Source organism: Armatimonadota bacterium, assembly GCA_039679645.1.
Classification (GTDB): Bacteria; Armatimonadota; UBA5829; order UBA5829; family UBA5829; genus UBA5829.
The window spans coordinates 18192-31624 of sequence record JBDKUO010000037.1 but is presented as its reverse complement, the minus strand read 5'-3'; the positions used below and the strand labels follow the sequence as shown (position 1 = coordinate 31624).

The 13433-nt window shown below is 52.4% G+C and carries 8 protein-coding genes; 1 reads left to right on the top strand and 7 read right to left on the bottom strand.

Annotated features, from left to right (window positions below):
* Positions 1–9: 9 nt before the first annotated feature.
* A complete protein-coding gene (locus ABFD83_07555) occupies positions 10–699 on the bottom strand; it encodes a SagB/ThcOx family dehydrogenase (protein MEN6356923.1) in 690 nt (229 codons plus the stop codon).
* Positions 700–761: 62 nt separating this feature from the next.
* A complete protein-coding gene (locus tag ABFD83_07550; protein ID MEN6356922.1) occupies positions 762–3479 on the bottom strand; it encodes a pitrilysin family protein in 2718 nt (905 codons plus the stop codon).
* Between the two features lie 155 nt (positions 3480–3634).
* Between ABFD83_07550 and ABFD83_07545 the strand changes: the two genes are divergently transcribed.
* Positions 3635–4435: a class I SAM-dependent methyltransferase gene (locus ABFD83_07545; GenBank protein ID MEN6356921.1), complete on the top strand. Its 801-nt coding sequence runs from the start codon at positions 3635–3637 to the stop codon at positions 4433–4435.
* Positions 4436–4476: 41 nt separating this feature from the next.
* Here the strand turns inward: ABFD83_07545 and ABFD83_07540 are convergent, their stop codons facing one another.
* From ABFD83_07540 to ABFD83_07520, 5 genes are read right to left on the bottom strand one after another with little or no spacing between them, the layout of a single operon-like run.
* Complete coding sequence (locus tag ABFD83_07540) at positions 4477–7866, bottom strand: family 78 glycoside hydrolase catalytic domain (protein MEN6356920.1); 3390 nt, start codon at positions 7864–7866, stop codon at positions 4477–4479.
* 56 nt (positions 7867–7922) lie between these two features.
* Positions 7923–10763, bottom strand: a complete 2841-nt coding sequence (locus ABFD83_07535; GenBank protein ID MEN6356919.1) for a beta-N-acetylhexosaminidase — start codon at positions 10761–10763, stop codon at positions 7923–7925.
* Between the two features lie 21 nt (positions 10764–10784).
* Entirely contained in the window at positions 10785–11909 is a 1125-nt protein-coding gene (locus ABFD83_07530) for a stalk domain-containing protein (protein MEN6356918.1), read from the bottom strand.
* Positions 11902–12636: a zf-HC2 domain-containing protein gene (locus ABFD83_07525; GenBank protein MEN6356917.1), complete on the bottom strand. Its 735-nt coding sequence runs from the start codon at positions 12634–12636 to the stop codon at positions 11902–11904. Before ABFD83_07525 ends, ABFD83_07530 begins: the two co-directional genes overlap by 8 nt.
* Complete coding sequence (locus tag ABFD83_07520) at positions 12633–13244, bottom strand: RNA polymerase sigma factor (protein MEN6356916.1); 612 nt, start codon at positions 13242–13244, stop codon at positions 12633–12635. The genes ABFD83_07525 and ABFD83_07520 overlap by 4 nt, the downstream gene beginning before the upstream one ends.
* Positions 13245–13433: the final 189 nt, after the last annotated feature.

Here is a 13433-nt window from a genome sequence, read left to right as displayed (position 1 = left end):
TTTGCAGTCTCAGTGGTAGAGCTTTTTCCCTGCCGACACGATGTAGAGCGGCTCCTGGTTTTTTGCGAGGCCGAGTGTAGCCGCGATCTTTGCTTGATCGAACCCGGCCATTCCCACACCGATAAGGCCGAGAGCGACTTCTTCAAGCAGCACGTTTTGCGCCGAGTGGCCGACTTCTATGCAGGCAAACTCTTTGGCTTTGTCCGCACCGAACTTCTCGCCGGTGACTTTGTAATCGGCAATATAGACAAATAACGCGGGGGCATTTATCATCTGGGGCTGGCTGCCGATGTTGGCACGCTGGTCACCCTGTTTGATCAGCTTCAGCTTGTGCCCTTCGGGTATATATTCGTAGACGCCTGCAGCCAGGTCTTTTACATTTGCCGCTACCAGGTATACCGCCAGCGGATAAGTAGCCATGGCCGAAGGCGCCGTGCGATGGCCTGTCGCCGGATCGGTAATTCCCTGAGCCGCCCACAATAGTTGTGATACCTGATCCATGCTGATCGGTTCGGATGCGTAGGTGCGCACGGACCGCCGCTGTTTTATCGCTTGCTCAACAGTAACTTTGGTGTCCATTTGCGGTTGTGGCAGCATGATATATCCACTATCTACCTTTTCTCCGCCGGATGCGAACGCGCAGCAGCACATCGTCAAAAGAGCCAGCACACAGTTCATCAATAATAATCGTTCGTTCATAACATACCTCCGTTGACTGCTAGATATTGGGTCACGATACGGAAGTCCTGACCCAGGACATTTTACTTTTCTTGATACGGCCCGGCGATTACCAGAGTCCCGTTATCTGGATGCAGATACTTCCTTGCGGCTGCGTTCACCTGATCGAGTGTTACCGAGCGATATATCTTAGAGTAGTTTTGCAGATAGTCCATACCCAGGCCGTAGAACTCAGCGTTCAGGAGTGTGCGAGCGACGCCCTCGTTGGTTTCCAGAGCAATCGGGAAGACGCCTATGATGAAGTTTCTCGCCTGGATGAACTTATCCTTGGGCACGCCGTTCTTTTTCATCTTCTCTATCTCAGCTTTGAGTACGCTAATTGCCTGGTCGGCGTTTTTGGGGTTGGTCCCCAGATAGACATACCACGGACCCGCGCCCAGAGTGGCGTCGAAAGTCGAATACACGTTGTAAACAAGCCCGCGCTTTTCGCGAATTTCAGTTCCCAGGATACTGCCGAGCGCTCCACCTCCGCCAAGCACCTGGTTCATGACCCGCAGCGCGTAGAAGTCGGGGTCAGAGCGTTTTACTCCTAGAGCGTAGCCGTAGAGCACATCCACCTCGCTCTTGTCCGCCATTGTGATCACTGTTTTCTTGGCTTGAGTCTGCGGCTGGATAGTCGGGATATCGATTACTGGGGTGGGACCGGTCGCGTTCCAGTCACCGAAGTATTTCTTGATCATCTCGGTGGCCTGCAGGCCGGTCACATCACCAACGATCGTGATGATTGTCGTGTCGGGCCGATAATAGGAGTTATAGAAGCTTATCAGATCGCTTTTGGTGATGTTTTTGAGCTCCTGCTGAGCCTGATCGACTGTCAGCTCATGATATGGGTGACCCTCCGGGAAAACATTATTATAAAACGCACGATATGCCATGGACTCCGGGGACTCTTTGCTCTGCTCAAGGGCAGATGCCTTTTCACTGACGGCCTTTTCAAACTGGTCCTGCGGGAAATTGGCATTGCGGAACTCATCGGAGAGGATATCGAGTATTAGTGGAAAGTCTTTGGTAAGCGATTTGGCGCTAAAGTCCATAGACTCGACTTCGGCCGAAGTGTCGATATTCGCCCCAACATACTCCACCTGTTTTGCCAGATCAAGAGCCGAGCGTGTCTTTGTCCCTCTGCCGACCATATCCGCCACAAGCGCAGCCGTTCCGCCTTTTTCTTTTGGATCGAAATAACTGCCGGCTTTGATATAGCCTGAGATCGCGACAGTCGGGTTGGAGTGGTTTTCCTGCACTATTACGACCAGGCCGTTAGGCAGCACTGTCCTATAAGGCCGCGTTATACTTTTGCTTACTGTGTTTTTAGTCGGCGAAGGCCTTGTTGCCGCGGTTTCAACCGCTGTGCCCGAGGTATAATGACACAGATCGGGCATGCGCTCATAATGCATTGGGCCTGCCGGCGCGCTGTTGCCGCCACCTGTGGAGCCGTTTGTCGGAATAAATGTCGCTTTGGTCATGTTGTCCGTTGCCAGATATTTCTGAGCCACTGCCTGCACCTGATTGGCTGTTACGGCCTTTATCCGAGGGACTAGAGTCTCAAGGTAATGCCAGCCTGCGACAGTGTTATAGTAACCGAGCTGTTCGCCCTGGTCAGAGACGCTGTCATTTTGAAAGATCACGTATGCTTCAAGCTGGTTTTTAGCAGCCTGCATCTCTTCATCTGTAGGCAGAGTCGATTTGAGTTTATCGATCTGGTTTATCAGCTCTTTTTCAAGCGAGTCCGCGTTGACACCGTTTCGCGCGGTCGCTCCAACAAAGAAGAGGCATGGGTCTTTGCGAAGACTCGCATTCGACCAGGCGGAGGTCGCCAGCCCGGTCTCGACCATAGACTGGTAAAGTCGGCTCGCTCTGCCGCCGCTCAACACCTGGTCCAGGACCATCAGCGGATATGAATCGGGGTCGGTGATGGATGGGATATGATAGGTCAGAATGATTCTCTGGGCGCTGCCCTCCTGTCTGATAACCACATCGCGCTCGCCTTTCTGAGGCGGTTCGGTTGTGTATAAAGGTCTGGGGAGCTGTTTTCTGGGCTTGCCTCCAAAATATTTCTTTACGAGAGCCAGAGTTTTTTGAGTGTTGAAATCGCCGACCAGGACAAGGGTCGCGTTATTGGGGTAATAATATGAGTGATAATATGCGCGAAGCTGACTCACGTCTATATTTCTCACATCCGATTCCCAGCCGATTACCGGCCACTGGTACGGGTGAGCCATAAAAGCAGTCGACATATTGTCGCGATAGACAAGCCAGCCGGGGTTGTTTTCATCGCCTTGAAGTTCTGAAAGGACTACCGTGCGCTCGTTTGCGAACTCGTTCTTGAGCAGCAGGGCGTTGCCGACTCGCTCGGCAAGAGTCTTCATCGAGAAGTCGAGGTTTTCACTGGAGAGGAGCTGCCAGTAGTATGTGAAGTCCGTCCAGGTGGCGGCATTTTCGATACCGCCGCGCGTGCGGATCATGGCGCTGATCTCGCCCTTTTTATAGTTCTTGCTGGAGTTGAAGAGCATGTGCTCGAGCATGTGAGAGATTCCGGTGATGCCGGTGTGCTCATTGCGCGAGCCGACCTTGAACCATACCTGCGCGGTGAACACAGGCGCAGAATGCACCTCTTTGGTGAGCACAACGAGACCATTGTCGAGTTTTGTCTCGACAACGCCTGATGTCTGTCCCCAAGCGCACGATATCGCCAGAGCCTGAAATATGATCGTAAGAACAATAAACCGGTTGGTTCTTCTCAATTGCCTGCCTCCAAAAGTTTGTTCCCGACTATATACCCATTTACCGTATAGGTATCTTCACGCTCGGCTGCCGTTTTCCCTTCGGTGATGATTTTATCCAGACGTGGCTTTCACTCTATATAGTTGGAGGGCAGTGAGTCAAAGGAGACTAGGAATTGAGTAACAATGAGGTTAACTGGTATGACTTGGATCGGCATATAGCCCAGTGGTATGACTTTACTCAGCGCGGCGTTGATGATGTTGTGCAGATCCGCAGGCTGATCGGTGAGCGCAGAAATTTAAGGATTCTGGAACCTTTCTGCGGCACGGGTCGAATACTGATTCCACTTGCACAGGACGGTCATGAGTTGGTTGGAATCGATAGATCAAAGGCTTTTCTGAATAGAGCCAGACGCAAAGCAATGGCGCTGTCTCAGGAGATATACGGCAGGGTATCATTTATCGAGGCTGATGTTACCGAGTATACATGGCCGCAGGGTTTTGACATGGTGATACTGGGCGGAAACTGTTTTTATGAGCTTGCCACGCCGGAGGAACAGGAGGGCTGCATTGCCTCAGCAGCTAATTCGCTTGAGCCCGGCGGATATCTCTATTATGACAGCGACCACATGGAAGGTGATTTGGCAGAGTCTTGGAGGCAGCCCGGACGACATTCAGGAATAATCGGCAGTTGGACCTGCTCAGACGGCACTTGCCTCGAATGGGAGAGTGAAACTATCTGGTTTGACGCTCCAAAGAGGTTATGGCGCGCCAAACGCAGGATTATTGCGACCAGCCCGGATGGAAACGTTAAAACCAAGGAGGCCGTCCAGCAGAAGCATCCAATAAGCACGTACGAAGTGCGCGAGTGGCTTCAAAAATATGGTTTTGTTATTGAAAAGCACTTCGGCAATAACAATGATGCTCCGTATGAAGATTCGCTGGATCGGACTACATTCTGGGCCAGAAAGAGCTGAGTGTGTATGGGGCGCAGATTCAATTTGCGTCCCATACATCATTAATCTGCAGGCTGATCTTGTGAGGTTTCCGAGCTATTTGTTTTCTCTGCATCTTCACTCGGCTTTTTCCTCGGGCGCCTGGTATATGTGCGACGTTTCTTCTTTGGCGGTTCCTCGGTCGATGCCTCCGGGGCTGGTTCCGGCACGGTTTCGGCAACAGGCTCTACCATCGGCTGAGCCTCAGTATCCGGCTCGGTCTGTTTCTGTGCTGCTGAGCGCCTTCTTCCGCCTCGATGCGAGCGTCGTCTGCCGGATTTGGGAGCCTCTTCCGCGGATGTTTCAGCGGCAGTGTCAACAGGTGCTTGAATCTCAATCGGTTCAGGTATCTGATCTGATACCGGTTCAGCTACAGACTCGGCTTCTGATGGGACCTCAGCGGGAGTTTGAGTCTCTTCAGGAGACCTGGATGAGCGCCGCCTGCCCCCTCGGCGTGAGCGCCTTCTACTCGGCTTCTTCGGAGCCTCTTCAACTGCGGCTACGACTTGCGTTTCGCCTGCTTCAACTGTTTGGGCACTGATTATGGTCTGCTCACTCATCGGCTCGGCTGCCGGTTCTGCCGGCACTTGAGCGGCTGCCGTCTCCTCCGGCGCAGGCTTGTTTCGACCGCGTCCTCCACGGTGGGACCGTCTCCTGCGAGTCTTTGCCTCGGCCTCGGGAGCGACTTCACTTACTGCAGCGATTTCTGGAATAATCTCGCTCGCTTCGACTGATGTATCAAGCTCAGGAATCGGAAGAATCTCGACAGGCATCTCTTCAGTTTTTGACCTGCGAGAAGTCTTGATGCGTGATCGTTTCGCGCCGGTCCTCTCATGGCGGCTTGTTGTGAGACCAAGGCTCCTGCGAGCTTGGGCTGAGAGGTCATCGAGCAGCTCCACAAGTGGAATAGGGACCGGTTTCGGCAGCTTGTCGAGCGGCTTTGGTTTCGCCGGCCGAACGGCTGTTACTTTGACGGTATGCTTTCCACCGCCCAGGGTCACCAGGCATGATGGGTGAGCCTTGCCGTTGACCGTTACTTTGGTATTCATTGGGCAGGGCGGGTATACGTCCACTTTCAGCCCGTCCGGGACCTGCGCCTCGATTGTAAACGACCTGGGTGTCGAGCGCCATTCGACCGCCAGCAGTCCTGTTCTGGTCGCGACGGCTCCTCTGGCCCATCCGAGATCGCCCTCGTGCGGGGTGACAGAGAACCGGTGCATGCCCAGGATGGGCTTTATCCCCACGTATTCGGCGATGAGGTCTCGCGTAGGCCCTGTGGACCAGCCATGACACCTGCTGCCGTCATCACCGAAGAACTCCGGGAATGTTCCTTCACCCGACTTTACGATCTGTCCCCACTTCTTACGCATTATATCGAGCGCTTCCTTGTGGCGGTCCATAGAGTAGAACACTTCGAGCATGTGGGAGGTGAAATACGGTGTCTTGATTTCGGGCATCACGCCGCCCATTAACAGGCGTATGATAGCGGCCTTACTGTAGTGATCTGGGATATCGAAGAGCGCGGCGAGTATATTTGTCTGGCTGCTGAATTTATCCGCCAGCTTGCCGTCTATCAGGCAATCCGCATACAGCCCCTTATCGGACGAATATAGATATTTATTGATTGCCAGCCTGAGCTTGCGGGCTGATTCGCCGTAATCCTCAGACTCATTTTCCTTACCCTGGATAGCGGCAAGGATCGCGGTCACCCGAAGAGCCTGATAGTAGAGGCAATTGAGGGAGGTCAGCACACCGCGCCTCTCCAGGTCCGCTGAGTCTATAAATATCCATCCCGGCACTTCGCCGATGAGACCAAAATCATTCTGATAGCGAGCGAACCAATCCATGAGTCTGCGAACATTCGGATATAGATCGCGCACAAGTCCCGCATCATCTGAAAATGCATAATAGTCCAGGATCGAAAAGACCCAGTTAAGCGCGAAGTCCGGGACAAGTTTATCCTCAGAGGCGGGATAGATGCCCATTATGGCTCCGCTGCGGTCCTGTGTGTCGGCTATCTGTCTGAGACCCTGGGCCAGCAGCTTGACGTCGTCAAAGGCGTAGTAGGCAGTGCGCGACTCTATTCTGGCATCAGCCCACCACTGCGATCTGCTCTGCCATGGCGAATCGATGAATGTGTCTTCCATGCAGAGCTTTGCCGTATACGCGCCTATTCTCCAGATATCGTTTAAGAGATTGTCGCTGCACTCGAAATCACCGATAAGCTCGACGGGGTAAGTGGTCTGGTTGACCCGGATATAATCCAGCGTGACTGTCCTGGAGCACCTGCGAAACTCGATCTGCATATATCTGAATGCGCGAGGCTCGAAGCTCTGCCAATCCAGCTGTCCCTTTTTGAGGACCACACGGTCTGTGTATTTCATCTCGCCGCGTGTGGGCTTTACGCGGCCATCTTCGAGGGTCTCGCTGTAGCCGATATCTATAGTTCCGCTGCCTGAGCCGCCTATGCCGATCTCGATATTGCCGAAGACTTCACGCCCGAAATCGAGTATGACAGCGACGCCTCTGTCGCCGCGCGGAGTCTTGACCTGTGCGCTTCCGGCCTCGGTCAGCAGCGCCTCCGGGTGCTTTACACTTCCGGCGGTCAAGTCTACAAGCTCGGATGCCGCCATGATCTCAGGCACGGCCTGCGGCGCTGTTTCCTTGTTTTGGTCCGGTGAGTTATAGAGCCCCACTATTGAGGCGGGAAGCACTTTTTCTTCGTAAAGTTGAGGGATGCCGCGCTCTATGAGCCTGCCCCATGGCATTGTTGGAGCAGTGCCCACTATGCAGGCCTCTTCCCAGCCCTTTTCTTTGAACTTTATTTCATTCCAGCCGTCCAGGCGCTCTGCGCTGTCATAGATTTCCTGGAAACCTAAGTTCTCGTTGATGCGAGCGCCCTGGTCTGTCCAGTCGGATGCGCGGTGCACTTTCCAGGTCTGGTCGGTGACTATTTCCTGCTGCTGATCACCTGTTTCGATCTCTGCCCTGCAGATGAGGCCGGGCTTACGGAGCACGCACACAGACGTGCTCTCACCGAAGTAGGTAATATGAAACGCGATGACGTTTTTGCCTTTGGTCAGCAGTTCGGTGATGTCATATGTATCATAGTAACTGCAGCCTGCTGCGCTGCGCACGGGGCCTTTACCGATGTATTTGCCGTTTACATAGAGCTTATACCGGCTGTCCGCGCACGTTTTGACGATTGCACGGTCAGGCTTTGCGGGCAGTTCGAATAATTTGCGCGCATAGAGATAATAATTTCGGGTGGTTTCGGCGCTTTGTATCCATATCCAGTTGCCCATGTCTTCACGGACGGTCTGCTGTCTGCGGGAGTGGGATCGACGTGATCTGCGAGGGTCGCTGCCTGCGCCGACGATCGGTAATATTGAAGATACTAAAGATTCCAGCATGCGTCCATTATCGCAGAAAATGCATTAAAATGCCACTATAGCCTGCCGAGGCACTGCTAGTTAGTGCCGCTGATGCCCAGCAGCGCCATTCCTGCTTCGGTTCCGCTGGGGACCATATCAATAAATGCTATAGTCTTGTCCGGTGAAGGATTTGTCCATTCGAATACTCGTAGCAGCAGGGTTTCATCCGCCTTGCTTTGCATCGACCATACCGGCATCGCATTAGGGCATTCACTGGGATCAGTCCAAGCGGTGATGTTGTTTCTATAAATAAGCGGGATATCTACCTGGGTCCCGTCCGAGTAATGCGCAATGTAATAGCCGGATTTTGTGACGGGAGCGTCGCACCTGGCAGTGGTGTGCAGGAAGAATAGCGAGTGCGCCTTTGTGTTCAGAGGAATACTCACTTTCTCCGGATAGACGGCATCAGTGTCCATGGAGGACGCCACACGAATCGCTGAGTTTTTACTGGTGGAGTCGGCAAGTCGGAAACGTATTCCTTTGAGAATGGCCGATCCGACAGGAGCATTCGACAGGTCATCGCCGGGTCCAAGTCCGGCCCATCCCGATCCCTGAGGGTTGTCGGCGAGCTTGACGTTATAGTAGGCGCTGATATCGGTCATGAAACCGTCATGAATGACGAATGCCGGCTGCTTGCGCTCATAGCTCTGATCGAAGACCTCTGTGAAATCATATGGCAGGTTCTCCAGGCCGGTTTTGCCGTCATTCCATGCGAACTCTCCGCCCAGGACCATGGCGTTAAACTGTTCTTTGCGCCCAACCAGGTTCTGCTCGTTGCTGTTGGTCCCGACCCAGAGAGTGAGCAGATGACCCATCGAATGGTTAGCCTTTGCGGCATTTGCGAAGCTCCAAATATTGCGAGGAGTATACCATGTCGAGGCGATAACATCGAAACCGGCATCCTGAAAGACCTTGAGTGAGTTGTAGTCCTGAACTCTCGCAGGGTCGTAGTGCCAGTCGGTTATGATCACATCTTTTGGTATGAGGTCGCGGCGTTTTTTGCTCTCAATGGCGTTGGGAGCGTTTTTGCTTGATGATGCTTCGCCGTCGGCAAGGAGCATGTCGCCCCACATCATCATACGAATGCCCTTCTTGCTGAAGTAATCATGAATCCGCCGGATGTCCCCGCACATCAACTCGGTCATGCTTTTATCTTTGCATAGATCGCAGGTGGGGAATTTGCCCCGGTTAGCAACCTCGTCATGGCCTATGTGGAAGTACTTGGGCTTAAAGACATTGATGGCTTCATCGTAAATCTTAAATATAAAATCGTAGGTTTCTTCTTTAGAGGGGCAATATGCGTAGTGGCAGGACTTATCCTCGACCAGATTCAAGTTCTGGCCGTTTTTGAACATCCATTCCGCGTGCCCGAGAGTCGCTACAAGAGGAATTACTTCAAGGAAATTATTCCCGGCATATGCAACTTCTTTTTTGACATCCTCCTGTGATTCGGCATAATCCATCGCCAAGTCGGGGTTGGTCTTCCACTGCATATACGAGCAGTCCATGATCAGATAGTTGTATTTATACTTGGTCAGGATGCGATCTATCAACTTTTTATGGAACGCTGGGGCGTCTTTGCCTGTGTAGAGGTGGACCCCGCGGAACTTGAGGCTGGGCCAGTCGTTTACCCTGCAGCCGGGGATATATACCTGATCACCTTGCGAGCGCACGATCTGGCGCAGCGTCTGCATGCCATAGAAACTGCCTGCCCGGTCGAAACCGGCGACCACCACACGTTCAGGCGCGACTGACAAAGCATAACCTTCATCTTTTGAAGGTGGATTAATACCGTCTGCTTTAGCTGCTTTCCCCAGAATCTTATTTCGACCCGGTTCGCCTACCAGGATCACATTACTATTGTTTTTAGCCTGGCTCTCGCGTATTATTTTCAGATCCAGCCCGCTCAAAGCGAACACATCCGATGTAAAAAGAAGCGCGCCTGAATAGTCTTTTTCGGTCGCATCGTCCGCAACAACTATTTTGGTATCGGCGTTCAGTCGGAAGTCACCGGCAAGTAGTTTGAGTTCCTTCGGCTCAGGGATTATTATCATATCGCTCGGTGGCGTTTGCACATTGCTTGTCGGGATAACCTTTATTTCGCCCCCCTGCGGCATGCGCGCGGTGCGTTCTTTTTCAGGTGCGGGTTCTATCGAAACGGTTATTGTCTGAGAGTGATTTATGCCCGGTTCTATATCTTTGTTAAATATCCCGACTCTAAATATGGGCGCCCACCGTGACGGGCCGACCTCACCGCTGCGATAATCGAGCAGCCTCAGGCCAATCAGATCGCCTTCTACTTTGATTTTGAGCTTGCCGAGCACGCTATCAAATGTGGCCTCCGTAAGGTAATCCGGTGCGTAGTTCTTGCCGCTCTTTTCCCAGTGAACAGGGATGATCCCCGAAATGTCGCCTTTGGTGCCCGAGGCTTGGTAAGCTCTTCCTGCAATCGGCTGAGCCGATAGTAGGGCATACATATTCATTTTACCGTCGGTGATTTCTTTTGGCAGTGCATAATCGAATTGGAAGATGACGCGGTCCGGTAGAAGTGTGATTGTGTGGGAGCCGCTGAACGATTTGGATGAGTGCTTGATGGTGACAACTTTTCCCTGAGCAATATCCTGGACCGATATGTCGTTGTTGCCGTAATAATAGGAGAAGTATTGCGAATTGGAGTTGCCGTTGTGGATGGTGAGCCCGGTTGATCGAATGATGTTTACGTTGTTGTAGCTCAAAATAAAGCCGAGATCATGTGTGAATGACAGGTTCCATTTGCCCACTTTTGTATTATGAGTCGAACCGGTCGGTTCAGCCGATGCATTTCCCGTGCAAATGCATAAAAAGGCTACGACAATAGCTAATGAAAGATTGCGCACGATTTGCTTCCTCAACCTTTATCACTCAAAAACAAATTGCCATGGTTCGCCGCCCGTGCCTACCGTGCCTCCGACATAGTCACCATTAGCATCCAGCGCGGATACCTGGGCTTCGTAAGCCTGGCCGTGCTTGAGTTTTTCTGCAGGTATATGCGCCTTTGGTTCTTTTGAAGCGAGCGATAAAAATGGCTGTTCACTATTCATTCTGGCGATTGTCAGTTCATAGGAGACTGCTGCGTCGCATTTGGTCCACTCAAGCAGCACAGAGCCGCCTGAGACTTTTGCTCTGCCGCCCGGTTTCGGAATTTTTGGGGCTAGGATGCGACCCAGAGATATGGGTTTAAGATGAGCTATATTGCCTTTATTCAGAATGGCAGCTTCAGAGACACGATTAAAATAAGCGGGGTTGTCTTTGGTATAGACGAATGCGGCGTACTCTCCTGTGGGAAGATTGTCGAACTTGTAGCTGCCGCTTGTGCCTGTGACGGTGTCATCCACAACATTGAAGTCTTTGTCTACCGCCCGCACTTTGATCCCGGCCATACCCTTGCCGGCGTAAATGATTTTGCCTTCCATTGAGTTAGCTTCGGAGGTTGCGGCCGGGCGGATGTGGGTCTTTATTGTAGCCACTGGCTTGTAACTGATCTCACACTCATACCCGAGCGCCTTTGCCACAAATGACAGCGGCACCATCAGTTTTGCGTCGCGGGTATAGGTGTCCACAGGCAGCTTGACCGAGAGCGAATTGACCTTGGCCAGTCCACTGCCTTTGGTAAACGAGAGCGTGACGCCGTTGCCTTTGAAGACTACCTCGCCGGACTTGTCCGAGTAGGCTTTGCCCCAGCCCAGGTTTTCCAGATCGCGCAGCCAGACCATCACCTGCTGGCCTCGCATAAACTGCAGCGATTGCGCTTCAATCACTTTGCCGTCTACTATGAGCACGACCGGCGAATACGGTATATCTGAGACCGGGCTCACCGTGACTGAGGCACGCGTCTGCGCGACTGCGGCAGATACTATGAATGCGAAAATAAGAGCGGTTAAAGTAAAAAAAAGTGGGAAGCTGAATATGGAACGCATCCCGGGCTTTCCACTTTCCACTATCCACTTTCGGCAGCATTTGTTGTGTAAGAAGTAATTATTCATCGGTTGTCTGCGCGTCATTCAGGCCTGTAGGTTTGGGCAGTTTAGTCGCGTCCTTTTTTTCTTGTTCTTTCTTTATATCCGATTGTCCTGCCACGGATACCGGTTCATCCGGTATTACGGATTTGCGTTTGTCATTATTGCTGTTTCTGTCTGTCGGGCCTGTAACAGCCGGAACAGCCATTCTTCGAGCATAATCGGCCATGTTCTCGATCTTTTTCGAGCGCGATATACTCTGGTGGCCATCGCGGCTTGCCGATGTTTTATCGTTATCCTGTCGAGCGGCAGGCGCTGCCTCGGTAATTGTTACCCTTGCTTTGTTCGAGTTGTTTATGGCGGACCTGCTGGAGCCTGCAAATAGCCCGCCGCTACTGCCGATGTGTCTGCCGATTGCAAAACCGGCCAATACAAAGCCCGCAAGGGCGACTGCAGACGCAGGCCGCCACCACCACAGAGCAGCGCCTGGCTCGTTTGCACGGTTTAATCCGAGATTATCACGTCCTGACTCGTCAATGGCTTTCTTTACACTTCGAGCGAGCTGCTGCTTATCTTGATCGTCTAGAACGGGCGCTTGAGCATTCAGCGAAGAGACGACCATACCGCGACTCTCCAAATCGGCGCGGCACTGCTCGCAGACTTGCGTGTGCAGTCTGATGTCGCGCATATCTTCCGGTTCCAGATCACCGTAAAGATATGCTCCCATAAGCTTACGGACCTGTCTGCATTTCATTTTATTTCCACCTCCCCGGCTTCAAAGACAATCGTCCCTGAAAGTCGGTCGCGCAGGCGAGCGGTTGCGCGTGAAAGATGCGCCTTGACCGCGCCGGTGGTGCATCCGAGTGCCAGCGCGATCTCATTTATAGAAAGAAGTCTGTAATGTCTGAGCAAAAAAACCATTCTCTGGCGTTCGGGCAGCTTATCTACGGCAGCGCGTATTACTTGCCCGACTTCGCTCTGATATACGCGGTATTCAGGCTCGTCCCGCTCATCACCTTGTAGTCGGTCCCAGTCATCATCCGTCAGCTCAGTCCTTGACCTTTTGGCTCTGCGTTTGCGGTCGATGCAGTGATTAAGGCAGACCCGATACAGCCAGGCGTTCAAATTATCAGACTCAGACAGCGACGGCAGCGACTTGTATAGCTTGATGAAGACCTCCTGGACTGCGTCCATTGCATCTTCCCTGTTCATCAGGGCTGACCATGCCAGCGCGAACACCTTGTCGGTGTGCGCTTCCATCAGGCGGTTAAAGGCTTCCACTTCTCCTCGTTTGAAGTTGCCAATAAGCAGCCCATCCTGTGTTGTGACGGCCTTTACCGGTCGCATCTTTTCTGCTTTCATCCTCTGATCTATTAACGTTGGGCAACTAGAAAAAGTTTACCACTTTTAGGCTTGCATCTAAAAGGGGCGTACAAAGGAAAACGGACCCAAACAAGGTCCGGGTCCGGTCTCCGAAAATATTCACTTTTTCAATCTTTTATTTTGGCTCAATCTAAAAAAACTTATGTATGAGCTATATTCGTACTACAC